The organism is Calditrichia bacterium (assembly GCA_020634975.1).
Taxonomy (GTDB): Bacteria; Calditrichota; Calditrichia; order RBG-13-44-9; family J075; genus JACKAQ01.
The window spans coordinates 3,306,477-3,330,035 of record JACKAQ010000001.1 but is presented as its reverse complement, the minus strand read 5'-3'; the positions used below and the strand labels follow the sequence as shown (position 1 = coordinate 3,330,035).

26 protein-coding genes are annotated in these 23,559 nt (G+C 49.9%); 6 read left to right on the top strand and 20 right to left on the bottom strand.

The window, feature by feature from the left end; genetic code table 11:
- Positions 1 to 19 precede the first annotated feature (19 nt).
- From H6629_13395 to mutM, 3 genes are read right to left on the bottom strand one after another with little or no spacing between them, the layout of a single operon-like run.
- Complete coding sequence (locus tag H6629_13395; GenBank protein MCB9068790.1) at positions 20 to 958, bottom strand: hypothetical protein; 939 nt, start codon at positions 956 to 958, stop codon at positions 20 to 22.
- A complete protein-coding gene (locus H6629_13390) occupies positions 955 to 1,746 on the bottom strand; it encodes an SAM-dependent chlorinase/fluorinase (GenBank protein MCB9068789.1) in 792 nt (263 codons plus the stop codon). Before H6629_13390 ends, H6629_13395 begins: the two co-directional genes overlap by 4 nt.
- Before the next feature lie 16 nt (positions 1,747 to 1,762).
- Positions 1,763 to 2,575: a bifunctional DNA-formamidopyrimidine glycosylase/DNA-(apurinic or apyrimidinic site) lyase gene (gene mutM / locus H6629_13385; GenBank protein ID MCB9068788.1), complete on the bottom strand. Its 813-nt coding sequence runs from the start codon at positions 2,573 to 2,575 to the stop codon at positions 1,763 to 1,765.
- A gap of 153 nt (positions 2,576 to 2,728) precedes the next feature.
- Here mutM and H6629_13380 point away from each other — a divergent pair, with 153 nt between their 5' ends.
- From H6629_13380 to H6629_13360, 5 genes are all read left to right on the top strand, one after another.
- Positions 2,729 to 3,202: a TIGR00725 family protein gene (locus tag H6629_13380; protein MCB9068787.1), complete on the top strand. Its 474-nt coding sequence runs from the start codon at positions 2,729 to 2,731 to the stop codon at positions 3,200 to 3,202.
- Between the two features lie 2 nt (positions 3,203 to 3,204).
- On the top strand, positions 3,205 to 3,486 hold the full coding sequence (locus H6629_13375) for an acylphosphatase (GenBank protein ID MCB9068786.1): 282 nt from the start codon (positions 3,205 to 3,207) through the stop codon (positions 3,484 to 3,486).
- A gap of 185 nt (positions 3,487 to 3,671) precedes the next feature.
- Positions 3,672 to 4,241, top strand: coding sequence for a putative metal-dependent hydrolase (locus tag H6629_13370; protein ID MCB9068785.1), 570 nt, complete (start codon positions 3,672 to 3,674; stop codon positions 4,239 to 4,241).
- Between the two features lie 2 nt (positions 4,242 to 4,243).
- The gene (locus H6629_13365) at positions 4,244 to 4,759 is read left to right on the top strand and encodes an adenine phosphoribosyltransferase (protein ID MCB9068784.1); all 516 of its coding nucleotides are present in this window, start codon (positions 4,244 to 4,246) and stop codon (positions 4,757 to 4,759) included.
- 386 nt (positions 4,760 to 5,145) lie between these two features.
- Positions 5,146 to 5,769 carry a hypothetical protein gene (locus H6629_13360; protein MCB9068783.1) on the top strand — a complete coding sequence of 208 codons (624 nt, stop codon included), beginning with the start codon at positions 5,146 to 5,148 and terminating at the stop codon, positions 5,767 to 5,769.
- Positions 5,770 to 5,867: 98 nt separating this feature from the next.
- On the opposite strand, the gene H6629_13355 is transcribed toward H6629_13360, so the two are convergent.
- The 15 genes from H6629_13355 to H6629_13285 form a co-directional block, all read right to left on the bottom strand.
- The gene (locus H6629_13355; protein MCB9068782.1) at positions 5,868 to 7,862 is read right to left on the bottom strand and encodes a tetratricopeptide repeat protein; all 1,995 of its coding nucleotides are present in this window, start codon (positions 7,860 to 7,862) and stop codon (positions 5,868 to 5,870) included.
- 291 nt (positions 7,863 to 8,153) lie between these two features.
- Positions 8,154 to 8,513: a DUF1801 domain-containing protein gene (locus H6629_13350; protein MCB9068781.1), complete on the bottom strand. Its 360-nt coding sequence runs from the start codon at positions 8,511 to 8,513 to the stop codon at positions 8,154 to 8,156.
- Between the two features lie 28 nt (positions 8,514 to 8,541).
- Positions 8,542 to 9,213, bottom strand: a complete 672-nt coding sequence (locus tag H6629_13345) for a haloacid dehalogenase type II (protein MCB9068780.1) — start codon at positions 9,211 to 9,213, stop codon at positions 8,542 to 8,544.
- 26 nt (positions 9,214 to 9,239) lie between these two features.
- The gene (locus tag H6629_13340; GenBank protein MCB9068779.1) at positions 9,240 to 10,001 is read right to left on the bottom strand and encodes a hypothetical protein; all 762 of its coding nucleotides are present in this window, start codon (positions 9,999 to 10,001) and stop codon (positions 9,240 to 9,242) included.
- 86 nt (positions 10,002 to 10,087) lie between these two features.
- A complete protein-coding gene (locus H6629_13335; protein ID MCB9068778.1) occupies positions 10,088 to 11,146 on the bottom strand; it encodes a hypothetical protein in 1,059 nt (352 codons plus the stop codon).
- A complete protein-coding gene (locus H6629_13330; protein ID MCB9068777.1) occupies positions 11,086 to 11,793 on the bottom strand; it encodes a serine/threonine protein kinase in 708 nt (235 codons plus the stop codon). The genes H6629_13335 and H6629_13330 overlap by 61 nt, the downstream gene beginning before the upstream one ends.
- A gap of 17 nt (positions 11,794 to 11,810) precedes the next feature.
- Positions 11,811 to 13,304: a sigma-54-dependent Fis family transcriptional regulator gene (locus tag H6629_13325; protein ID MCB9068776.1), complete on the bottom strand. Its 1,494-nt coding sequence runs from the start codon at positions 13,302 to 13,304 to the stop codon at positions 11,811 to 11,813.
- A 16-nt stretch (positions 13,305 to 13,320) separates the two neighbouring features.
- Positions 13,321 to 14,430 carry a carboxypeptidase regulatory-like domain-containing protein gene (locus tag H6629_13320; GenBank protein MCB9068775.1) on the bottom strand — a complete coding sequence of 370 codons (1,110 nt, stop codon included), beginning with the start codon at positions 14,428 to 14,430 and terminating at the stop codon, positions 13,321 to 13,323.
- On the bottom strand, positions 14,417 to 15,301 hold the full coding sequence (locus tag H6629_13315) for a PhzF family phenazine biosynthesis protein (protein MCB9068774.1): 885 nt from the start codon (positions 15,299 to 15,301) through the stop codon (positions 14,417 to 14,419). Before H6629_13315 ends, H6629_13320 begins: the two co-directional genes overlap by 14 nt.
- 131 nt (positions 15,302 to 15,432) lie before the next feature.
- The gene (locus H6629_13310; GenBank protein ID MCB9068773.1) at positions 15,433 to 17,244 is read right to left on the bottom strand and encodes an ABC transporter ATP-binding protein; all 1,812 of its coding nucleotides are present in this window, start codon (positions 17,242 to 17,244) and stop codon (positions 15,433 to 15,435) included.
- 138 nt (positions 17,245 to 17,382) lie between these two features.
- Positions 17,383 to 18,984: a DUF4062 domain-containing protein gene (locus H6629_13305; protein ID MCB9068772.1), complete on the bottom strand. Its 1,602-nt coding sequence runs from the start codon at positions 18,982 to 18,984 to the stop codon at positions 17,383 to 17,385.
- A 192-nt stretch (positions 18,985 to 19,176) separates the two neighbouring features.
- Positions 19,177 to 20,325, bottom strand: coding sequence for a class I SAM-dependent RNA methyltransferase (locus tag H6629_13300; protein ID MCB9068771.1), 1,149 nt, complete (start codon positions 20,323 to 20,325; stop codon positions 19,177 to 19,179).
- A gap of 125 nt (positions 20,326 to 20,450) precedes the next feature.
- Positions 20,451 to 20,765: a hypothetical protein gene (locus H6629_13295; protein ID MCB9068770.1), complete on the bottom strand. Its 315-nt coding sequence runs from the start codon at positions 20,763 to 20,765 to the stop codon at positions 20,451 to 20,453.
- Between the two features lie 219 nt (positions 20,766 to 20,984).
- Positions 20,985 to 21,452 (bottom strand): hypothetical protein, encoded by a 468-nt coding sequence (locus tag H6629_13290; GenBank protein ID MCB9068769.1) that lies wholly within the window; start codon positions 21,450 to 21,452, stop codon positions 20,985 to 20,987.
- Between the two features lie 60 nt (positions 21,453 to 21,512).
- Positions 21,513 to 22,130 (bottom strand): VWA domain-containing protein, encoded by a 618-nt coding sequence (locus H6629_13285; protein ID MCB9068768.1) that lies wholly within the window; start codon positions 22,128 to 22,130, stop codon positions 21,513 to 21,515.
- A 71-nt stretch (positions 22,131 to 22,201) separates the two neighbouring features.
- On the opposite strand from H6629_13285, the gene H6629_13280 reads away from it, so the two are divergent.
- Positions 22,202 to 22,342, top strand: coding sequence for a hypothetical protein (locus H6629_13280; GenBank protein MCB9068767.1), 141 nt, complete (start codon positions 22,202 to 22,204; stop codon positions 22,340 to 22,342).
- Between the two features lie 347 nt (positions 22,343 to 22,689).
- On the opposite strand, the gene H6629_13275 is transcribed toward H6629_13280, so the two are convergent.
- Both H6629_13275 and H6629_13270 read right to left on the bottom strand, forming a co-directional pair.
- Complete coding sequence (locus H6629_13275) at positions 22,690 to 22,905, bottom strand: hypothetical protein (protein ID MCB9068766.1); 216 nt, start codon at positions 22,903 to 22,905, stop codon at positions 22,690 to 22,692.
- Positions 22,906 to 23,030: 125 nt separating this feature from the next.
- Positions 23,031 to 23,549, bottom strand: coding sequence for an OmpA family protein (locus H6629_13270; protein MCB9068765.1), 519 nt, complete (start codon positions 23,547 to 23,549; stop codon positions 23,031 to 23,033).
- Between the last annotated feature and the right edge of the window lie 10 nt (positions 23,550 to 23,559).

Sequence of the window (23,559 nt, the reverse complement as noted above, 5' to 3'; positions counted from 1 at the left end):
TCGACTTGTTTTGAGATGCTCACCGGTTGCGTTTTTGGACGATCAGCTCAAAACTCTGCGGGCGAATTTCCAGATACGATACGTTCAAATCCGTGGTCGCTCGGGCGTTGACCCGACGGGCGCCCGGCTGCCAGTCTTTCTGAAAATCGATGATCACGTTGAAATGCGTTTTGTCGGCTTCCGCCAGTACTTTTTCGCCGCCTTTTACATACACCAGCACCCGCGATGGCAGCGGTATCACCTGATAATTGTCCGGCACATTTTCCACTTTTACGGGCACTTCGCCGATCTCTTTTTCAGCGAGTCGCTGCACATCGAAAAACACCTTCAATCGCTGTGGTTGGTATTCGCCAAAAAATTCTTCGCTTTTCCTGATCGAAAACCGGTCGTCAAATGCGAGATTGATATTTTGATAACTCTTTGTTTCTGTTTGAATTACGGAGAGTGTATCCATAAAACTTGCCGGACCGATTACCATTATCGATTCCGGATCTGCAATTTTATTCACACAAATAAAACCGTTTTGCGTTTTCACATCCGCGTTCACGCTCACCGGAATTTTACGTTCACGGCGCTGATCGATATCAAATGCCAGTTCGATCGGGCTGACGATCGATTTTACTTCAACATCTATGCTTTGCGGTTTGCGCACATATTCCCGGTGTTCGGTTAAATTGAAGCTGAATTTTTGCGTTTCTGCCGATAGATCGATCTCGTATGCCGTGTTGTAAAACCCCAATCGCAACAAATCGATTCCGCGACCGCTGAACTCCACCCGAACATCTTCCGGTGCCGGATATTTCAGCCAGGTTTCCGAATTATTGTTGATCACATGCAGCGGAATCGCAACCGTGTAATCGTATGGTTTGTTCATTTTCACCATAAACCAGAAAATAAATGCCAGCACGAAAATGGCAATATGCACTTTGTAATTTTTGGGTTTTTCGCTCTTTTTCATAAGAATAATTGCGCCGTTTCACCGACGTTTATCTGCAGCGTTTTTGCTGCATCTCCCTGATTTTTAGAGATTTGCAAATAGCCGGAACTATCCCACAGCAGCAGCAATTCACCGGACGGCACATCGCCGAACGTTTCGCGGATCGTCGTAAATTCCAGATGTTTGATCACCAACCGGTAGGTTTCGGGCGATTCCAGCACCTGCCAATCCTGACGGTGCAAATTCAACACCAGATTACCGAAATGATCGATGTGCAGCACTTCCAGATTCATCCGGTTGCCCGCAGTTTTATGGGGAATTTTGATGAACGACTGCACCGATTTTTGGGGTGACAGCACATTCTCCGGCAACTTTCCGGCTGCCAGCCATGCGCCGATTCGCGCAAACACATCGCGTCCGTGGAAGGTGTTGGCGATATCATCCGGCAGCGCGTTCAAATCGATCCGGAACGCCTGATAGCCTTCCCGGTGAAAAACGTAGCTGAACACGCCGTTGTCCGGCCCGACAAAATAATATTGGCTGGTTTTGATGACGATTCCCTGCCGCGACGTGCCCACACCGGGATCGACCACCACCACAAAAACGGTTTTTTCCGGAAAATACGGGTAGCTGTTGTTCAGGCAAAACGCCGCCTGCCGGATATCGTACGGGCGAATGGCGTGGCTGATATCCACCAGCGTTGTACCGGGAAACTCCGTCAATATTCGCCCTTTCATCGCGCCGACGTAACCGTCTTCGCTGCCGAAATCGGTCAGCAGTGCAATGGTTGCCTGTTTTGCAATATTCATTTTATTTGATAATCCATTATTTTTGACACGCCGGACAGAAAAAAGTGGAGCGGTTGCCCAGCGATATTTTTTGAATTTCTGCGCCGCAGCGATAACACGGCTGCCCGTTGCGCTGATAGACCTGTAAAAAATGCTGATTTTCGCCCGACGCGCCGTTGACGGTGCGATATGCGCTATAGGTTGTGCCGAATTTTTCGATGGCCGCGCCGAGAATTTTCCCGACTGCGCCGAACAATTTGTCCCTTTCATTATCGGACAAATCGCTGGTTTTGCGATGCGGAGAAATTTGCGCATCGTGCAGCATTTCGCTGGCGTAAATATTACCGATGCCCGCGATAAATTGCTGATCCATCAAAAACAGCTTCACATTCATATCGCGGCGGCGAATCAATTCCGCGAATGCGGCGGCGCTCAGTTCGCCGGAAACCGGATCGATGCCCAGATTCGGCAACTGCGGATATTCCCGATACAACCAGATTTTTCCGAATCGCCGCATATCCTGAAAAAACAGTAATTTACCGGACGCAAATTTAAGCTCGACATGAATGTGCTTCGGATATTTCGATTCACTTTTCTGCAACAAAAAAATGCCGGACATTCCCAAATGGAACACCGGAAACACATCGTCGCATTCAAAAATGAGGTATTTGCCTTTGCGGCTGAGCGTGCGGACGCGCTGTCCGGCGAGCGCATCGCGGAACAATTGCGGATCGCAATTTTGCATCAACGCACCGGCAAATTCGCTGAATTGGATGTCGCGGATGGTCTCGTTTTCGCAGATCGGCAGCAGTTGCCGGCGGATTGTTTCGACTTCGGGAAGTTCTGGCACGCACACTCACTTTAGTTTTTCAGAATTGTAATTTAATAACGGTATGGGATGATATAAAATCGTTTTTTTATCCGGGAATGAACTTTGGACAAATCGGCACCAAAATCGTCAAAAATAGTTTCGCGCACCCGACCGGTGCATTAAATTCGCTGCATGCAGAAACAACCGACCATAGCCGTGATCGGCGGGAACCAGTGCACGGATGCGGAAGCGCAAATTGCCGAACGCGTCGGCAAACTGATTGCTGAACGAAACGCTATTTTGATCTGCGGCGGGCGCGGCGGCATTATGCAGGCAGCCTGCAAAGGCGCATTCGAATCCGGTGGCATCACTGTGGGCATTTTGCCGGGTGAAGATGCGGCTTCGGCAAACCCGTTTGTGAAAATTCCCGTGGCAACCGGATTGGGCATCGCACGGAATATTGTGATCATCCGCAGCGCGGATGCGGTCATCGCTATCGCCGGAAAATACGGCACGCTTTCGGAAATCGCATTTGCGATGCAGCTTGGCAAACCGGTGTTCAGCCTCGGCTCGTGGCCGGAAATTCCGGGCGTGCAACCGGTCGATTCGCCGGATAGCGCAGTTCAACAAGCATTTGATTATTTGGCAGCCAACAATTACATTTGAATATGGAACACAAAGCATTTAAAGCGATCGTGCACGGTGTGGTGCAGGGCGTGGGATTCCGGTATTACACGCTTCGCAAAGCACACGCGATGAGCGATGTCGGCGGTTACGTCAAAAATTTGCCAAACGGCACGGTAGAAGTATTCGCTGAAGGCCCGGAAAACAGCCTGATGCAATTGATGAAGCACATCCAGCGCGGACCGCTGGGCGGCGAAGTCGATCACGTCGACGCAGACTGGCGCGAACCGACCGGTAAATTTTCGGATTTTACCATCACTTACTAACCAAATATTGCGATGGGAACGGTCACGACCGTTGCGACCATTTTCTGCAAAAGTTCTATCAGACGTATTTGCTCCCCTTACCAAAGGGAGCTGTCACGAAGTGACTGAGGGGTTCATTTTTTTCAACCACAACAATCGCTGAATAAACAATAATTGGCAACTTTGCGGCAAAAAAAGGAAAACAAATGACACCGACAGATCTGGAAAAATTAAAATATCCCATCGGAAAATTCTCATATTCCGGGGAAGTGAGCATGCAGCAGGCGCAACAATGGATCGGCGAGATTGAATCGCTGCCGCTGCGATTGCAAAATGTGGTTTCGCAACTATCGGAAAAACAACTGGATACGCCCTATCGTCCCGGCGGATGGACCGTTCGGCAGGTGGTGCATCACATCGGCGACAGCCACATGAACAGCCTCATCCGATTCAAATGGGCGCTCACCGAAGATGCCCCGACCATCAAACCGTATGACGAAGTCGGTTGGGCGAATACCGCTGAATACAACGCTGTTTCCGTTTCCGATGCGCTCGATTTTTTGACACTGCTGCACAAAAAGCTGGTTGCGCTGCTCCGTTCACTGAACGAAGCTGATCTGCAGCGCAGCTTCAACCACCCGGTTTCCGGAACCGTTAAGCTCGGAAAAAACATTGGTTTATACGCCTGGCATGGCAATCATCATTTAGCCCACATCACCGAATTATGCCAACGCGAGGGCTGGAACATTTCACACGGTCAAGAGGAGGCAAACTGAACATGACGACATTTGAAAAGCACATCCGCAACGTGCCCGATTTCCCCATCAAAGGCATCCAGTTTAAGGATATCACCACACTGCTGAAAGAACCGGACGTATTTGCCCAATCGGTTGATGAACTGTACGCGCCGTTTCGCAACGAGGAAATCAACAAAATTGTGGGCATCGAATCGCGCGGATTTATTTTTGGTGCAGCGCTGGCGTATAAATTGAACATCGGATTTGTGCCGGTTCGCAAACCGGGTAAGCTGCCTGCCGAAACATTGGTAGAAGAATATGAATTGGAATACGGGCAGGACAGTCTGGAAATTCATGCAGATGCCCTCGATAAAGGCAATAATGTGCTGGTTGTCGATGATTTGCTGGCGACCGGCGGCACAGCCGCGGCAACTTGCCGGCTGGTTGAACGGCTCGGCGGCAATATCGTTGGCGTTGCTTTTCTGATCGAATTAGTCGAATTAAACGGCATCAATAAATTGAACAGTTACACCGTTCATTCGCTGATGAAAATGTAATTCCCGGTCATTGGGGCTACTTTCGAGTTTTTTCCCCTCTCCGGCATTTGTTGTGGCGACAGCATTTTTTTACAATTAACCATTACTGATTTTATTTGATAAACCGTATCACTGCTGCTGATACGGTTTTCTATTTGGCTTTCCAATTTGTATTCATCACCCACTAACCGGTCCATGTAATTCATTTAAAATCAACAGCTTCCACGTTTTCGAAACAACTCACGCAATATTTTATCTTAACAAATTTTGAAAAAAATATTCAACGCCACATTTTTTTGTAAACTAAATGAAACAACGATCGATAACTTTAGCATTACCAAATTGATAAACAGGTTAATTGATGTTTATCCTTCACTAAAACAGTATTTATACAAGGAGGTATAATTATGGTTCATGGCATTCATTCCAAACATCATCACCACAAATCACACCATAACGGGCGATCCGTAAGCCTGACCGATGAACAAAAGGGTCAAATGCAGGACATTTTGTCCAAATATAACCCGGAGGACATGAACAAGGCTGACCGCAAAGCGATGTACAAAGAATTGAAAGATGCCGATATCCCATTGGGTAGGGAAAGCCGCAGCATTATGCGAGATGCCGGTTTCAAAGTGCAAAAACATCATCATCACAGAGCAGATCACGGCGACAAACCGATACCCATGACCGGTGAGCAGAAGGCTGCAATGCAGGAAATTTTGTCCAAATATGATCCGGAAAATATGAGCAGGGCGGACAGAAAAGCGCTGTTTGACGAATTGAAAGCGGCAGATATCCCGCGCGGCAGGGAAAGCAGGGAAATTCTGAAAGAAGCCGGATTCGAATTCAAAGGCCACCGGCATCATAAAATGGGAAAAGATTTTTCGGAAAAACCGGCATTTCTGACTGATTTCGAATCAAAATTTGAAGCCGGTGAAGTTACGAATGAAGATATTTCCAACCTGCTTGAAAACTTGAAATCGCTCGGCAAGTTCCGCACCGGACTTCTCGCCGATGCAAAAGGTTGATTTTTACTTTGTCAAGAGTGCCGGGAGTTGCAAAAAACTGTCTGCACTCTTCGTATTTTTAATGACTTTTTCGTTCCGTGAGCAGTTGTTCAGCCAATTTATTGAGCTGATTTACGATTGCGAATTTCCTGAAGCAATTGCTGCGCACCGGGTTCCGACGGCAGTAATCGAGCCAGTTGTTGCGCAAATTTTTCGGCGCTATCCAATTGATTTTGCTGAACATAAAGAATTGCTATCGCATAAATAATCCGCGAGTCTTTTTGATTCAGTTGATGCGCTTTTAGCAGCACAACTTCCGCGAGATCCAACTGTCCGAGATGCTGCAACGCCAGCGCATAATTGTAATAAACCCGGGATGATTCCGGCAACAATTCCGTCGCCCGGCGCAACGCAGCAGTAGCTTCTTCCAACCGCTTTTCTTCCGCCAGCAACAATCCCAGCGAATAGTGCAACTCGCCGTTTCCTGGAATTTTCTGGATTCCCAGTCGCAAAATTATTTCGGCGCGGTCATTTTGGCGATTGCGATTGAGCAAATTCGCCAGATTTTGATACGCGGGCGAAAAATACGGGTCGATGCGCAGCGTTCGCTCATAAAAAATGATCGCGGAATCCGGTTGGGCGAGATTTTCAAATAGTAGCGCCAGATTAAAATTGGCGGTCGGTTGCGCCGACGACGCCAGTTGCAACCGGATATAATCCGCCAACGCAGCTTGCCGCAGTTGCAACTGCGATGCCGTAAAATAATGTTCCGCCAATCCCGCCAAGTTTCGCGCAGCTTCCATTCGCACCGCAGCGGATTTGTCCGAAAGCATTTCCACACCCGCGGCAATCCGGTGTTCGGGCGGCAATCCTGCCAGCGCAGTTGCGGCAGTCGTGCGAATCAGCGGCTCCAGTGCAATCGCACTGGTTTTTATCGCTCGCGAAAGATGTTCTCCGCTAAATTGTTGCAGCAATTCCAGCGCAGTTGCGCGAACAATCGCCGGTTTTACGGAATCCGCAGCAATTGCCAAAAGTTGCGGCGCGATTGTGGCATCCCCGGAACGGGCTGCGGCAAAAATTTCCCCGAAATGCGGGGTTGGATTTGCAGATTTTCCGTACCAGTTTTCCGTCGCGGTCATCGCCCATTGCGCGGATTTGTCCGAATGGCAATCGGTGCAGGCATTCGGCGTGCCGATTTTCACGGTCAAATCCGGTCGCGGCACCCGGAAACTGTGGTCGCGGCGTGGATCGATCACCATAAAATTGCGCTGCGGCATGTGGCAATTCACGCAAAGCGCCCCTTCCCCACCCGTTTTGTGAAAATGATGTTCCGGCGAATCGTAATTTTTGGCGGGCATTTTCGGGAAGCGCGGATTACCGCCGGGATTGTGGCAACTCACGCAAAGCGCGTTGCCCGTTGCCAGCAATCGTGCAGAATGCGGGTTGTGACAATCGCTGCATTTCACACCGTTTTGATACATTTTACTTTGCGTAAATGAACCAAAAACATACACTTCGTCCAGAATTTGTCCGTCCGCATGATAGAGTGGTTCGCGGAGCAGTTCGGGCATAAAATTATCGAAATAATTTGCCGATGTGTCGTCCGGGCTGACCGGATGGCGGCGGGAATGGCAGGGTGCGCAGCGCAAAATCTGGGCGTCGGCATCCGTCGCGAGATTTGCCAATTGGCTTTGCGATTTGTCGATTTCAGTACCGGCGGATTTGGCACGATTCGCCCATTCGACATGCGCACTGCCCGCACCGTGGCACGCCTGACAACCGACATCGATCTGATCCCAGGCTGTCCGAAAACTATCCGCCGGAAAATCGTAGTTGATTCTCAAATTGGTGGAGTGGCATTCGGCGCACATCGTGTTCCAGTTTTGGTATGCGCCGGTCCAGTGCAGCGCGTCGTCCGGCGCAAATGTTTCGTCCGGATACAGATGGAACCAGCGCTGCTGCGGCACATCCCACGCGATGCTCAACGCCTGCAACCGTCCGCCCGGAAACGCGACCAGATATTGCTGCATCGGGTAAACGCCGAAGGTATATTCGATGCGGAATTCGCGAAATTTTCCGCCGCTATCTTCAGTAAAACAAAAATTGATCGCCATTTTTGTAAAACCGCGACGTGTCGCCGAAGTGTGCGCAAAACCGCGTTATCGAAATCGCCGAGAACCGTGGCATCGCTGGCAATCTGCATCGCCAGATCGTGCTGCGAACCGCGCCATTCCGCCGCTTCTTTTTCGTGGCAACTTGCGCACACCTGTTCATCGACGAACGTTGCCGCAGCTTTTTCGCGGGACGAAAACGGCTCGCAAGCGATCAAAATCATCGCAAAACACAGCAAAAATATCAGGCGAAATGGGTGCATCTTTGGCGGCGCTTTCGGTGTTTTTTTCAAATTAACGGTTGGCGGCGGTGCTTTCGGCGGCTTCGACGATGATCCGCGAAACTGTTTCCATCGGCAAATCTGTCAATTTTTTGAAGCGGATGCAGCTTTTCCCGCAATTTAGATGAGCGAGTTGTTCGGCATATTTTTCCAGCAAATCTGTTTCGCAAACATACAGCGACATGTAATTTTTCTGCGACGCAAACGACAGAATAATGCCGTTTCGCTCAAACGACGGCATGTTGTATGCCCACATTTCCAGCACATCCGGCAGATTGGTGTGAATCAATTCGCGGAGCGTTTGCAGCGCAACCCGCCGGTCATCCGGCAGCTCTGCCAAATATTTATCGATTTCTGTTATTGTATTTCCCATTGGTTACTCCCTTTTCGATTTGAAAATTTTACGGTTTTTCCGCTGCGATTAGTTGATCCGCAATTTCCAGCAAATCGCGACCGGAAAACTCGGTTTCGGCAGAAAGCGGTCCGGCAACCATCCCCGGACGCGCCACAAACGCGGCAGACCAACCGGCATTTATCGCGCCGGAAGTGTCCCATTCGTGAGCCGCAACCATGATGAGTTGCTGCGGGGGCAGATGCAATTCGGTTGCCGCCATTTCGTAAACTTCCCGAACAGGTTTGAATTGGCGCACGCCATCGACCGACAGCACTTTTTCAAAATAATCGATAATCCCTGCAGATGAAAGTTGCGATTGCACCATATCCGCGCTGGAATTGGTGAGCGCGACCAGCCGGAATCCGGCGGATTTGAGGCGTTCCAGCGCTGCCGGAACTTCCCGGTGGGCGGGCAACTTGCGCATGTTTTGCGATATTTGCTGAACATCTTTTTCAGAAAGCGCGATATTTCGGCGGGCGGCGACCATCGTCAGCGCGTGGCGACCGACGCTGCCAAAATCGGTATATTTTTGGAGCGCGGTGAGCGTCATCGCAGAGAGAATAACCTGCATAAACCACTCGCGCCGAATCGCGGCATCGCCAAATATTCGCTCAAAATGCGGATCGAGCGCAGAAATATCCAGCAGCGTTTCGTTCACATCAAAAACGATGGTTCGCATGGCTGCTCCGTTTTTAAGTTTTGATTTCAAAAATTGAGGCGAAAACCGGCCAACGCCGCATCCGGTCGCGCGAGAATATTCACGCTCACGGTTGTGCGGGTTTTCGGTTCGGAGAAAAAAACGGCATCAAGATGGCTGGCGATCCAGATCCCGGCGAGCGAGTACGCCCAATAAAATTGCGATTGATAGGCAGAATTGTAGTCATCATATTTTTCAAGGGCGCGAACGGGATCGGTTTCCGCCAGATATTCATCCTTTTTGTTGCGGCTGTCCAAAACTGCCCGAACCGTTCCGCCGAGCACAACCGCACCGGCAACACCCCAAACGGCACCGCGCGTTTTTTTCCCGCGATGCCACTGCTCCCATCCCGGAAAAACCAGCGAACGCCACGGTTTTTGCGGCTCAAAAACAGCCTGCTCCAACGCGCTCAATCGCCGGTTGAGGTTTTCGAGATAACCCACTTTGGTTTTCTGGAACAGCGCCATAATTTTCGGCGGGGTGGATAATTGATCGAGATTGTGCGACGGATCGCCTTCCAACAGGCGATAAAAATATTGTTCAGCCTGCAACACATCATCATTTTGAAAACTGCGAATGGCGGCAATTTCGAAAATCCGGGTTTGGTCGCGCCGGGAAAATTGACCGATCGATTCCAGCGCGATGCCCAGCAAACGGTCCGTTTCTTCGTAATTAAAATTGTTGTATGATTCTGCAAGTTGGTTCACCAGCGGTTGTGTGGCGGTGGTTTGCGCCCACAAATCACCCATAAATCCACACAAAAAAATCATCAAAAATATCGTTTGCCTCATGATTCGCAAATATAGAACCGGCACGTTTTTTTGGCAACGGATTTTTGGTAATTGGAGCATTTTGGCTACGGACTGAGCACCTGGCGCACCCGGGCTGTATCACCGGGAGCGATGCGAATGGTTTGCCGGTAGGTTTGTAACTGCGGATGGCGCAGCTCCAGCAGATACTCCCCGACGGGTAGTGTGATCGGTTTTTTGAGTGGGGAGCTGTCCATAAATTCATTATTAACATATATTTCCGCCCACGGGCGAACCTCAACCCACAAATATCCGGTGAGATCAAAAAACGACCAAATGACATCGCGATTTTCGCCCGGCGCAAGCTGCACGGTTTTACTTTGCGGCGGAAACGACGGGTGCCGGAAAACGATACGATGTTCCCCCGCTGCCAGCGGCACATCCAGCGCAGTGGCTTTGGAGTCGATTGCCGCACCGTCAATTTCGATAAATGCCCACGGCTCCACCCGGATGCGCAGGGTTGCGGGCAAATTTTCCGGCGACGATGGCAGCACCGCTTGGGATTGGATTGAATCATCCGGCACTACTTTTGCCGCGGAATCTTCTGCGGCATCGCGCTGAACAAATGGCTCGTTTTGCGGCGGCGAATTGTCCATTTTTGTATTCGCCGACGATTCCGGCAAACGATTTTCCGCGACGGTTTCTGGCATATTTTCCGGCGGCGATGCAACTGTTGCGATAGAATCCGTTTTCGCTGCGCTGTCGCCGATGGCATTTGCCATATTCGGGCTAAGCAAATTCGCCGTTTCCGGCGGCGCTTTTTCGGCATCGCCAAAACTGCCCCAGACAACCGCAGCAATGAGCAACAGTGCCGCAATCACGCCGATTGCAGCTTTTCCAAATTTTCCCGAACTTGTTGTTTTTGCAATACTTTCGGGCAGTGTTTCCGGCAGATTTTCAAAATGGGTTTGCACAAAATCAGCGAAATTAAAATCGCTTTCCACCGGCAGATGTTCCAGCGCAGCCAGTGCAGATTCGCCATCGGCGAAACGATTTTCGGCGCGTTTTTCCAGCAGTTTTTCGATGAACGCCATCCACCCGGTAGTCACACGTCGCGCAGTTGTTCCGGCGCAACTGGCGTTTCGTTGATAATTTTGTGCAGGCACACCGAAAAATTTTCCCCGCCAAACGCCTGTTTTCCGGTGAGCAGTTCGTACGCCACGCAGCCGACCGAAAACAGGTCGCTGCGCCCGTCCAGCGATTCGCCGGTGATTTGCTCCGGCGACATATACGCAGGCGATCCGAGCAGCGTGTTTTGCCGGGTGAACTCGGTATCGACCAAAATTCGCGCCAAGCCAAAATCGGTGAGTTGCACCGTACCGCCGCGATCGATCAAAATGTTGGCCGGTTTCACATCGCGATGGACAATCCCTTTGCCGTGCGCATACGCCAGCGCAGCCAATAATTGCCGGAGAATTTCGCGAATTGCCGCCAGCGGCAAGCTTGGTTGCGATTGCTGAAATTCTTTCAGATTTTGCCCGTTCACCCAATCCAGCGCGAGAAAATGGTAATCGCCGGCAACGCCAAACTGCTCCAGTTTTACGATGTTCGGGTGCTGCAATTGCGCGCAGGTTTTCGCTTCTTTCTGGAATCGCTGCACCAATTGCGCCTGTTGCCCGAACTGCGGTTTGAGCAATTTTACGAACAGCGGGCGATTTTTCTTTTTCGCCAAACCCAGAAAAACCAATGTGTTGGGTCCTTCGTATCGCTGTTCGATCAGGCGAATATTTTCGATGGTGTCAAAGGGAAGCATAGCGGGAGAACCGGCGTTCAATCGGAATCATCCAATTGCCATTCTTTAATTTTGTAATGAATCCAGCGCAGCGAAACGCCCATCATTTCTGCGGCGCGGGTTTTGTTGCCTTCGCAGGCTGCCAGGGTTTTTTCGAGCAGCGTTTTCGAAAGTTCGTCGAGCGACATGCCCGCCTGAATGCCCTGTTTGCCGTGCAATTCTTTGAGCAAAATATCGTCGTCGGTGATGGCTGGCGGCTGCGCCAGAATCATCGCGCGTTCGATGACGTTTTCCAGCTCGCGAACGTTTCCCGGCCAATGGTAGCCGCTCAATTTTTTCAGCGCCTCCGGCGTAAATTCGTTGATATCGAGGTGCATTTTCTGGGCAAATTTTTTGCGGAAATGGCTCGCCAGCAGCAGAATGTCTTTGCGGCGTTCGCGGAGCGGCGGCAGGTTCATGGGGATCACGTTCAGGCGATAATACAAATCTTCCCGGAAGCGATTTTGGCGCACTTCTTCGGCGAGATCGCGGTTGGTTGCGGCGATGATTCGCACATCCACCGGAACCGCTTTGCCCGCGCCGACCGGCATGATTTCGCGCTCCTGCAAAAAACGCAGCAATTTGGCTTGCAGATGTTGCGGCAATTCGCCTACTTCATCCAAAAACAGCGTGCCGCCGTTGGCGAGCTGGACGAGCCCCTGTTTGTCCGCATTCGCGCCGGTAAACGCCCCTTTTTTGAAGCCGAACAGCTCGCTTTCGAGCAAATTTTCGGGAATCGCGGCGCTGTTGACCGGCACAAACGGCTTGTCTTTGCGCGTGCCGTTGAAGTGAATTGCCCGCGCAACCACCTCTTTTCCGGTGCCGGTTTCGCCGGTGATGAGCACTGTAGTGTCTTTGTTGAGCACGCGGGTCATCAAATGGAACAATTCTTCCATTGCCTGGCTTTCGCCGACAAGCTCTTTAAATGTATATTTTTGTTGAACTTCCTGCTGCAAGCGATCATTCTCGCGACGCAGGGCGTCCACAAATTGGGCATTTTCGATGGCAATGGCTGCCTGATTGGCGAACGCGTTCAAAAAGTCGAGGCTTTGGCGGGTGAAGCTGGCGATTTGCCCGCGACTGTCGATGTAAATCGCGCCGATGAGCTTGCCTTTTTGGAGCAACGGCACACAGGCGATGGAACGGATTTTGTGCGCCACCACGCTCTGCGAATCATCAAACTGGGCGTCGCTGAGCGTGTCGAACGTGAGAATCGGCTGTTGTTTTTCGATGACACTGTTCAGCGCGGTTTGCGAAATCATTTCGTCCGGCTGCTGCGATTCGCCGGGCGGAATGTGCGCCGCGCGCGATTGCAGTTCGCCGGTTTCCGCATCTTTCAGCAGCACAAATCCGCGCTCGGCGGAAAGCTGCTGGATGGCGATTTCCAGTATCTTTTCCAGCAAGGGCTGCTGCGATTGAATCGAGTTGATTTCGCGGCTGATGTCCACCAACGCCTGCAAATATTGTTCGGAAATGTTCACGAGCGGTTCCATTTTTGGTTGTGAAATTTCACTGTCGGATCAAAAAATATTGCTCCTCGGAGCGACTGAAATTACCGAGCAAATCGCGGACGCCGAGCGTCCAGTAATATTGTCCGTCCGCCAGCGAATCGACGGATTGCCACTGCGACGTAAACGGATCTGCCAGTGTTTGCTGCCCGACCAGCACCGGAATTCCGGCGATAAGATTATAAATATCAACCTGATAGGAAAACTGGTACGGCACCAGAAATCGCTGCCATTGGAATTGCGGACGCGCATCGGTTGTGTCGAATCGCGCCGGGGAAAGCGGCAACGGTTTTTGCTCAATAATCCGCGAAAGCCGGAACGGCCCGTCGCTGACTTGCGCACCGGGATCGTCAAAAAGGATGATGTTGCATTCGTATTCCGTGAGCAAAAACAGGTTGTTTTCCGGCAATTCGATGTCCTCGATGGTCAGGGTGAACGAATCGACCCGCGCGGTTGGCGCCAGTTGCCGGGCGAAACTGAGTCCGGGAATTTCCAAATGCAATTCGCGGATATCGCCGGGACCGTCGGGATCTTCCGCAATCACGGACAGCCGTGCAATGTATTGTTCGCCCGGAAAAATCCGGTCAATGTGTTCGCTGAAAAAGCGGTATCGCGATACTCGCGGCAGCGCATTCAGAAAAAAAGTGCGTTCCTGCTGCAAATTTTGGGCGGAAACGCTCACCGATGTTGTATCGGCAGACCAGTTTTCCCCACTGGCGATGAGCTGGTAATCACCCGCCGGAACGTTGGCAAAGCTGAAATTTCCGGCTGCATCTGTTACGGCGGCGATGTTCAATGGTTGCAGACGCAGCAAAACGCCAGCCAGCGGTTGGCGCGGTTCGTAATAGGTAAACACGCGGCCGGAAATGGCGGTAGCTTCGCTGCCCGAACCGGGATCGAACGGATTGAGTCGCGGCGCATCCGGCACGCACGCCGGTAAAATCATCGCGCACAACGCCAACGCAACGCCAATTGAGCAACGGATTTTCAGCAAATTCAGCATCTGAAAAAATAGCAAAATATTGGGGGATTGTAAATCGATTTCCGTTTTCGGGCAAGCTTTTTGCCACGAATTTTCACGAATGGGCAACAGGCGGTTAAACCAGCACACCTTCCGCAATCGGCACCACTTTTCCGCCGACGTGTACATTTATTCCGGCAGGCGCCATATCCGCTTTCAAATAGAGCAGCGACGGGCGATGAATTTCGCAGCCCTGCTCCACCCGGACATCGATAATTTCGCTGTCGAAAAAGCGGTATTTTACCAGCCAGCCGGCGAGACAGCCGTTGGCGCTGCCGGTTGCCGGATCTTCCGGCACGCCGTAAAAATCCGCGAACATCCGCGCGTTCAACTGGTTCGATTCGTGATAGGTTTCCGGCGCAAAAAACAGGATGGATTTGGCTTTACTCTTTTTGATGTAATCGAAATAAAAACTGCGGTTTAGCTGTGCCATTTTTACCGCATCCAGCGATTTTACCGGCGCGATAATAAACGGCGTTCCGGTGGAAACCGTCTGGCAGGGAAAGCGGGAATCGATGGCGTCGTTCGGCAACGTGAGCATTTTGGCGATGTCCAGCGCATCGTGAAATTCGCCGAATACCGGCGGCAATTGGGTCATCCAAACCACGCCGCTGCCGTCTTCGGGAAAATCTACCGGAATTTGCCCGGCTTTCAGGTTTAACAAAATTTTATCGGCCGGCTGTCGCAAAATTTTCTCTCTGATGATAAATGCCGTGCCCAACGTGGGATGTCCGGCAAACGGGATTTCCTCCTCCGGCGTAAAAATCCGCACCGGAAAACCGCCGTTCACCGCCGGCTGTTCATCAATAATAAAGGTGGTTTCCGAAAAATGCATTTCGCGGGCGATTTTCTGAAGTGTTTCGTCAGGCAGATTGCTGCCCCCACGAACCACGGCAAGCTGGTTGCCTTCGTATTTGCCCTCGGCAAACACATCAACGATGTAAAATTTGAGATTTGCCATTATCTCCGCTCCCTTTAAATTAAAAACGATTTGCCACGGAGCCACAGAGTATCACAGAGGTAAACCCTCAAAAACAACATAATTTTCTTTCAAATCCTTTGCGATCTTTGCGGCATTTTTTTTTCTTGAACCTACGCCACCCGGATACTTTTCCCGCGCTCCTGATACTGCAATTGATACAATTTGTAATACAAACCACGCGCTTTCAGCAATTCCTGATGGGTGCCGGTTTCGCGGATGCGCCCTTTGTGCATCACCACAATCTGGTCCATGTGCTGGATGGTGGAAAGACGGTGCGCGATAACGATGGCGGTGCGATTGCTCATCACCACTTCCAGCGCCTGCTGAATGAGCGCTTCGGATTCGCTGTCGATGTTGGCGGTGGCTTCGTCCAGCAACAAAATATCGGGGTCGATCACCAGCGCCCGCGCCAGGCTGATCAACTGCTTTTGCCCGACGGACAGGTTGCTGCCGCGCTCTTTCACCCGCGAATGATAGCCTTCCGGCAATTTGCTGATAAACTCGTGCGCGTTTACGCGCTTTGCGGCTTCGATTACTTTATCTTCAGGAATATCATTACTTCCCATGCGAATATTATCCAAAATGGTGCCGGAAAACAGAAACACATCCTGCAGCACAATAGCCATCCGGCGGCGCAGCGATTGCACATCCCATTCGCGAACGTCCACGCCATCCATTAAAATGTTGCCTTTTTGGACATCGTAAAAGCGCCCGATCAACCGGATCATCGTGGTTTTGCCGGAGCCGGTGTGTCCCACCAGCGCGTATCGTTTGCCCATCGGAATGCTCAAATTGATATCGTGCAGCACCGGCTCTTTGTCATATGCGAACTCCACATTTTCAAATGTGATCGTGCCGCGCAACTGCGATTCGCGGTGCCCGTTCCGGGGCGATTCGATTTTTGGTACGGTATCCAGCAATTTGAAAATCCGCTCCGACGACGCCAGCGCGCCTTGCAAAATATTGTATTTGTCAGATAAATCGCTGATCGGACGAAAAAACATTCGGGCATATTGAATGAACGCGATCAACACACCGAGAGTGACAAAATTTTCCTCAATCAACCAGCCGCCGCGAAAAATGATCAGCGCCAGCGCTGTCGCGCTGATCAATTCTACCGCCGGATAAAACAGCGCATAATAAAAAATGGTTTTGATAAACGCGTCAGTGTGATCCCAGTTGATCTTTTCGAAGCGGCGATAATCCTCTTTTTCGCGATTGAACAACTGCACAATTTCCATCCCGGAAATACGCTCCTGCAAATACGAATTGATCCGCGCGATAAAAAAACGGATTTGCCCGTAGGTGCTGCGCACTTTTTTCCGGAACAAAAATGAGGCGAAAAAGAGCAGCGGAATGATCGAAAATGTCCACAACGCCAGTTCAACATTGATGGAAACCATCATTATCACGATGCCGATGATCAGAAAAATATCGCCAAAAATCATCACCAAACCCTGTGTAAACATTTGGTTTAGCGCTTCCACATCGGAGGTGACGCGGGTCATCAGCCGCCCGACCGGATTGCGGTCAAAATACTGCTGGTGCAGATTCTGCAAATGGGTGAAAATCTCGTTTCGCAGATCGTAAATAATTTTTTGCCCGACGTATTGGGTGAGCAAAATCTGGAAATAGCGGATAATAAAAATGCTGATCAGCACGCCAATATACAGCAGCACGATGCTCAACAATCCATCGTTGTGCCCGGGAATAATGTATTCATCCACCGCTTTTTGGGTGAGGAAGGGACCGAGCGTTTCCATTCCGGCGGCAACAATGATCATCGCAACAGCCAGCACAATCATCGCCCAATACGGTTTGCCGTATTTCAGCAGCCGTTTTAGTAATCGTCGATCATAAATTTTTCCGGATACGGAATCTTCTTCAATTGCCTTTCGGCGAGATTTATTCGGTTCTGCCATTATCGTCATTCTCCAAATGTATAAGCCATCCTGCAGTAGTTGCAAGATGGATAATATACAAAAAGCCTTTGCTATATCGCAAAGCGATAAAAAAGCGATGGGTAATCACGGATTTGATGATTTCGGCAGGAAAAAGAATCAATTTCCGGCGGATGCGATCCAGAAATTGCGCTCTCCGATTTGCTCATTGTTGCCGTTGAACAGCACCAGTTTTCCGGCGCCGCTGCGGTTTTCTTCGATATATCGCGAAAAATAGATGCGATAGCCGGGACTCGCCACTGGAATATTCGCGGATTTGCTCCCGAGCCGCTCGCCATCCAGAAACCACTCCGCGCGGATGCTGTCCGCACGATCGGTCGTGAGGCGTGCCCACATCCAGATGGTGCCGGCACTCAGCGTATCGGCAACGCCTTCCGGCATACGCGTATCGCGATTGACATCGGCGCAAACCACCAGATTTTCCGGCTGGATAATCCGCGCACCGGGACGGTTGTCGACAACTGGCTGACTTTCCGGTTGCGATGCAGGTTGTTGCGGTGTCGATTGCGCAACCGGTTGTGATTGGCGGGAATTTTCCGTCGCCGGAGCGATGGGCTGCGGCTGTTCTTCCGTAGTTTTTTGGGCAGATTCGCTGCGTTGCGACGCGGTTTCGGGAGTTGATTTTTCCGGTTCAGCTTTCGCCGGTTGGGTTTCCGCGATTGCCGGCGTCGTGACCGGCGTCGATTTCACCGATTCCGTTTCCGATGGTGTTTTCTGTTTTTCCGGCTGTTTTTGGGCCGTTTCGGCGGGTTTTGGTGCGGCTTTTTCCGTTTCCGGCGGTGTTTCCGTTTTCTGTTCGGCGGCAGTAGTTGGAGTTTCGACAGAATCATTTACTGCCAGTGTCATCACCGGTTTTGCTTTTTCCGGTGCTGATGCAGTGTTCGGTCCGGAGAAGAAAAATGCGCCCAACAGCAACCCGACAATCAGCGCGGGCACCGCAAATATCGCCACTTTCGGGATGCCGTTGCTGCTGATCACCTGTTCAATCGAATAACCGGACGGCGCGTTTTCTGCAAAGGCCACCGCGCTCAATTCGTTTTTGAGCAGCTTTTCTACATCGTCAATCAGCGGATAAGCGGGATCGTTTTTGTTGATCAAAAAATCGCGCGAGATCAGCAAACTGGCCAATTGAAAGGCATGTCCGTTCAGCGTTTGCGACTGGAACTGTTTGGCAAGTTCGGCAATTTTGGCCAGCTTTTGGGTTTCCGGCAACTTGATCGACCAGTTGTGCAGATGCTTCAGCCGATCGTAAATATCGCTGAATTGATCGAGAAACGGGCGGGAATGCCGCAAAATATCCTGCGGCTCGCGGAAATTGGCAACCGGGTGATCTTTCCGCAAATTCTCCAAAAACGCTTCCAATCGGGTGCGTTTGATGAAGTCGTCCTCTTTCCATTTTTCCGGCCACTCGGCATCCGGATCAACGATGTAACAAAGAATATCTTTCCCTTTTTGAACAGCGTAACGGTATTCCTGCTCGATCAGCGATTGCTCATCGCCCTTTGGCAAAATGCCGTAGCGATGGGCGTAAATACCAATAAATACTTCGGTTTCGTCGATCAGTTTTTTGTAATCGGGAATGTCGTCATCAACCGGTGAGGGCAGCATCAGCGGCTCGTGTTCGAGGGATTTTAGAAAATCGCGCACGGCGATGCGGTATTCGGCTAAATCTTCGTAGGTCGAACTGATAAACACTTTCATTCAATGCTCCATAACGTGGTTCTCGGTTGCGAACGATGCATCGCGCACATTCGCCCGGACTGATTGCCCAATCAGTTAACCCCAAATGTCGCATTTTAAAAAATAAGTTAGCACAGCCTGTGCGGAATTTCAAGAATTTTCCGGCGATAAATGCAATTCTCATCTGATGAATAAACGTTTAGCGATCACGCATCATTTGGTCACAAAAAATTCTACGGAAATACCGCCGTTGCTGAATGCCAGTTTTGGTTCCATTTTTAGCCGGGTTTGGCGAACCAGTTCTTCTTCTGTACATAAAAATCCGCAACTCCAGCCGGAGAAATTTTCCCGGCAGAGATTCCCGAATGCGGCAAACAGGTTGCGCAAATCGCGGTTGTGGCGGATGCGCGTGCCATACGGCGGATTGGTGACGATCCAGCCGTTCGAATCGCCAAATCGTTTGTTGTCGGTGACAGCGCGGCAGGAAAATGTGACCGCATCCGCTAATCCGGCACGTTCGGCGTTTTCGATCGAATATTGAACGGCGCCGGCATCGCGATCTGCACCGGCTATCGGCGCAACAATTTCCCGGCGCAATGTTTCCGCGGCACTGCGGATTTGCTGCCAATCGTCGTCCACAAATGTTTCCCAGTTTTCAAACGAGAATTTGCGAAAAATACCCGGTGCGATGTTTCCGGCAATCAGTCCTGCTTCGATGGGAATGGCACCGGAGCCGCAAAACGGATCGAGAAATGGCGATTGCCCGTCCCAACCGGATGCCAACAGCATCGCCGCCGCAAAGGTTTCCCGAAGCGGCGCTTTGGCGACCGCCAGCCGGTAGCCGCGCCGATACAGATTATCGCCGGAACTGTCCAGACTGACTGTGCAACGATCTTTGAAAAAGCGAATGATAATGCGTTGGGGTGTTTCCGCGTCTTCGTCGCTGCCGTGAAAACGCAATACCGGCACGCCGGTGCGTTTTTCGATGGATTCCTGCGCCCGTTCGGCAATCGCCTCGGTGTGATAGAGCTGCGATTTGTAGGAACTGATGCGAAATTGCAGCGGAATTTCCGGCAGCACATAGCGTTCCCACGGCACCAACCCGAATTTCTGACGAAACTGGTCGAAGCCGCCGGCCACAAAGCTGGCAACGCGAATCAACACGCGGCTGGCAGTGCGCAGCCAGAGATTCGCCAGTTGCACATCCGCAAAATTGCCCCGGAAGCTGATGCCGCCTTCTTCTTTTTTAATGCTCGCCAAAACCGGCGATTCGGCAAATAATTGCCGCAGTTCGCGTTCCAAAACCGGCTCAATGCCCGGTGCGCAAACTGCAAATATCGAGAGTGTTTCGGTTAATTTCATGCGCACAATGTACGCTTCGGCAGGTTATTTCCCAATAAAAAAGGAAGTTGCGGATTGCGTCCGTTCATTAGAGAAATATCCAACATTCAGGTGTTTTTCAATTCGGACGCACAAAATCTCGAAATTTACTGACTGTCCGCCGGCACTGTTTTTTGAGGTTTTACATCAGCGGGGCGGGTTGTTTCTGTTGGCGGTTTGATTGTTTCTGTAGCCTTTTCAACCCGCGTTAGTTGACGATAGGCGATAAAAACAGCTACCATCGCCAAAACCCCTAAAAACACCCGGTTGATTTTTTTGATGATATTATTTTCAAATGTGTACGCTGCACCAATCGCTAAAATAAATGTGCAGCACGCGGTGATAAAACCATATCCAATAACGATCGCGCCACCGGCAAGACCCTGCCCTTTGGCAGCGCCGGTCAATCCGGCAACCAACATGCCCGCAAAAAAAGATGAAAATTGTCAAAAATAGAGCAACAAACTGGATGGACGGAATAATTTTTTCATGATATCAAAATGTTATTATTTTGGTGATGGTTTCATTTTCATTTACAGTAATGTTAAAGCTTTCTTCTTACCTTTGTGAACGCCCAATGTGGTTAATGTGATTTCATAATTACCCGGATTGAGAATAAATTTTTTCGGATTGTTATTCTTTCAGTACGTCCGTCCGTTCGCGATCGCTTTGTTACCACTCACATCCACAATTCGAACGACAGCATCAACCAATCCGGTTGCGCTTGTTGCTCCGATCATAGCAACTCCCGATTTAAAACTGTGGGTAATTTCACGGGTTTCTGCTGCTTTAACCTCAACATTTTCAATAACATGCGAAGTTGCCAAACCATCAATATTCAAAACCTTCATTTCCACAGAATACAATCCTGGATTCAATTCCAATTCTATTGGTTTTCCGTAGGTTCGCCCATTGGCAACCCTTTTTCCGCCGGACATGGCATTTACACTAACAACCGCATCCCAACCTTCCCCGTTGTTTTGGGTGATCACCTTTATTTTCCCAGCGTCAAAACTGACGGTTCTGTGTGCAACCGAATCATCAAAACTTTGCACATTTGAGAGCGTGATTGCATGAACATCGCTGCCACCCAAAGGGAAAATTTCCAAATCGTATGTTGCCGGCAGGCAAATATAAAGCTGCGGTATCTGCGTAAGTTCGTTTTACATCTACTCCTTTTTCGTGCCAGCGCGATAAGCTTTTACATATGCATCAATGGGTTTTCCATTTTTGATTGCAAAAACCGTGAAATTGCCATCAGGTTTATCGACCGTTGTTGCTGTTGCTTCATTCATTACGTCACTGAGAGAGCCGGCATCTGCTGCGTCATAATATTTTCCACCACCCGCATCTGCGGCACATTCCAGCTGCTCTGTTTCACCCGCTTTCAACCCGAAACCGATGATGTGAAGTTTGAAATCAATTCCTTCCGCTTTGGCGGCATTAATAACATCGCAAATATTGCCATTGCAGGATTCTATGCCATCGGTAAGTAAAATGATGGTGGCCTTCTTTTGGGTCGTTCGCAGGCGATCGATCACCTGTAATGCAGAAAATGCTAACGGTGTTTTGCCCAGCGGTTTTATTTTTTTTAATGCCTCAATTACGTTTGATTTTGATGAATTATCGATATCTATCAAAAATTCAACGTCCTGACAATCGCCCTCTTTTCTGTGCCCGTATGCCACAAACCCGATTTCCTGATTCTCCGGAAGATTGTTAATTGAATTCGACAACACGCTAACAGCCACTTCCATCTTCGTTTTCCCCTGCAATTGCCCCCACATAGAGCCGCTTGCATCATAAATGAATACAATTGGCGAATGGCTGTCCGGCTCATTTTGCGCATTGATTTGAAATGAAAAACAAAGCAATAAAAGCAGAAGTGAATATCGTATCATTTTTTAATCCTGTTTTTGAAAATGAAAATGAATCAAAATATCGATTGGCAGAAAATGTTGTCGAATCAATCAGCCTGATTGACCGTCATATTTTTTAGAATCTTCAGGAGTAGGTAAGTCGTAATAAAATAACAAGATAGGTTTTTCAAATTATCACCGGTGCAGAAAGTATGTTGCTTTCTGCACCGGTGAATGAATAGCTTGCGAAATTATTGTTTCGTATAAACCTGACGCAAGGTTGCCGGTTCATCTGTGCCATCCTCGTCAAAATCCCAGCTTTCGTTCGGGTCAACGATGGTCAGCGTTGTGCTGGTTACCGTCACCTGAATATCCGGATCGTCGTCGATTTCAATATCGCCATTGCTATCCGCATTCAGGTTTCCGCTAAACGATTGGGCAGGAAATCCCGGAACGCCGATGGTTACTGTATAATCGCCATCCGATTCTACCTTAAAAACAACACTAACACCGGTTGATAAAAAATCGTATTGATCGGAAGGATTGGCGTTGCTGGTGTAGGTGAATTCTGTGGCATTCCAGTACCAACCAGATTTCCGAGATTACCGGAATTATCTGGATTGGTGGAATCATCGTCACTACATCCGGCAATCAGTGCAATAACAATCAGCGAAAACAACATTCGAAAAATAGACTTTTTCATACAATAACTCCTTTTAAAATTACATATTTTTAATGATTCAAAAACAACACCTTAGTGCGCGTAAAACTATGTTCAATCGACCTGTGCCGTTGTGACAAAAATCAATCGGTTTCCACAATTCCCGATTATTGCGGCAGTTGTTCGACCAGTTCAACCCGGCGATTCAACTGGCGACCGTCGGCGGTGCGGTTGGTTGAAGCCGGGGCGTGCGGTCCCGCGCCGAATGCTGCGAGCCGGTTGTCCGCAATGCCGTATGTTTCCACCATCGTTTTGACAACCGATTGCGCACGGTTTTTGGACAAATCCAGGTTCATCTGCAATCCGCCGGTATCGTCAGTGTGCCCGACGATGTAAAGCTTCATTTTGGGGTTATTTTTCAGCAAAGTGGCAACGGCTGCCAACGTTTCGTTGGATTCCGGGCGGATATCCCATTTTCCGGTATCGAAATAAATGCCGTAAAGCGCAACTTTTCCGTTCATCTCAATTTCGCGCAGCATCGCATCGGGATCGATGATAATGAGATCGTCTTCCGCCGCCTTCACTTCGATAACGTCGATCATAAACAACACCATATCATCGCGAAACTGTGTTCCGCTGACGACAACGTAAGTGGTTGCACCGTTGCGCGTCAGTTTTCCCGCCACAAAACAGGAA

Bases quoted from the DNA above. Each gene is read 5' to 3' on its own strand.
- H6629_13310 (MCB9068773.1), bottom strand. From the start codon at position 17,244: ATGGCAGAACCGAATAAATCTCGCCGAAAGGCAATTGAAGAAGATTCC.
- H6629_13275 (MCB9068766.1), bottom strand. From the start codon at position 22,905: ATGAAAAAGTCTATTTTTCGAATGTTGTTTTCGCTGATTGTTATTGCA.
- H6629_13390 (MCB9068789.1), bottom strand. From the start codon at position 1,746: ATGAATATTGCAAAACAGGCAACCATTGCACTGCTGACCGATTTCGGC.
- H6629_13330 (MCB9068777.1), bottom strand. From the start codon at position 11,793: ATGCTTCCCTTTGACACCATCGAAAATATTCGCCTGATCGAACAGCGA.
- H6629_13325 (MCB9068776.1), bottom strand. From the start codon at position 13,304: ATGGAACCGCTCGTGAACATTTCCGAACAATATTTGCAGGCGTTGGTG.
- H6629_13315 (MCB9068774.1), bottom strand. From the start codon at position 15,301: ATGGCAAATCTCAAATTTTACATCGTTGATGTGTTTGCCGAGGGCAAA.
- H6629_13305 (MCB9068772.1), bottom strand. From the start codon at position 18,984: ATGAAAGTGTTTATCAGTTCGACCTACGAAGATTTAGCCGAATACCGC.
- H6629_13355 (MCB9068782.1), bottom strand. From the start codon at position 7,862: ATGGCGATCAATTTTTGTTTTACTGAAGATAGCGGCGGAAAATTTCGC.
- H6629_13345 (MCB9068780.1), bottom strand. From the start codon at position 9,213: ATGCGAACCATCGTTTTTGATGTGAACGAAACGCTGCTGGATATTTCT.
- H6629_13365 (MCB9068784.1), top strand. From the start codon at position 4,244: ATGACGACATTTGAAAAGCACATCCGCAACGTGCCCGATTTCCCCATC.
- H6629_13340 (MCB9068779.1), bottom strand. From the start codon at position 10,001: ATGATTTTTTTGTGTGGATTTATGGGTGATTTGTGGGCGCAAACCACC.
- H6629_13285 (MCB9068768.1), bottom strand. From the start codon at position 22,130: ATGTGGGGGCAATTGCAGGGGAAAACGAAGATGGAAGTGGCTGTTAGC.
- H6629_13280 (MCB9068767.1), top strand. From the start codon at position 22,202: ATGAAAAACAAAGCAATAAAAGCAGAAGTGAATATCGTATCATTTTTT.
- H6629_13300 (MCB9068771.1), bottom strand. From the start codon at position 20,325: ATGAAATTAACCGAAACACTCTCGATATTTGCAGTTTGCGCACCGGGC.
- H6629_13380 (MCB9068787.1), top strand. From the start codon at position 2,729: ATGCAGAAACAACCGACCATAGCCGTGATCGGCGGGAACCAGTGCACG.
- H6629_13395 (MCB9068790.1), bottom strand. From the start codon at position 958: ATGAAAAAGAGCGAAAAACCCAAAAATTACAAAGTGCATATTGCCATT.
- H6629_13295 (MCB9068770.1), bottom strand. From the start codon at position 20,765: ATGTTGGTTGCCGGATTGACCGGCGCTGCCAAAGGGCAGGGTCTTGCC.
- H6629_13375 (MCB9068786.1), top strand. From the start codon at position 3,205: ATGGAACACAAAGCATTTAAAGCGATCGTGCACGGTGTGGTGCAGGGC.
- H6629_13360 (MCB9068783.1), top strand. From the start codon at position 5,146: ATGGTTCATGGCATTCATTCCAAACATCATCACCACAAATCACACCAT.
- H6629_13370 (MCB9068785.1), top strand. From the start codon at position 3,672: ATGACACCGACAGATCTGGAAAAATTAAAATATCCCATCGGAAAATTC.
- H6629_13350 (MCB9068781.1), bottom strand. From the start codon at position 8,513: ATGGGAAATACAATAACAGAAATCGATAAATATTTGGCAGAGCTGCCG.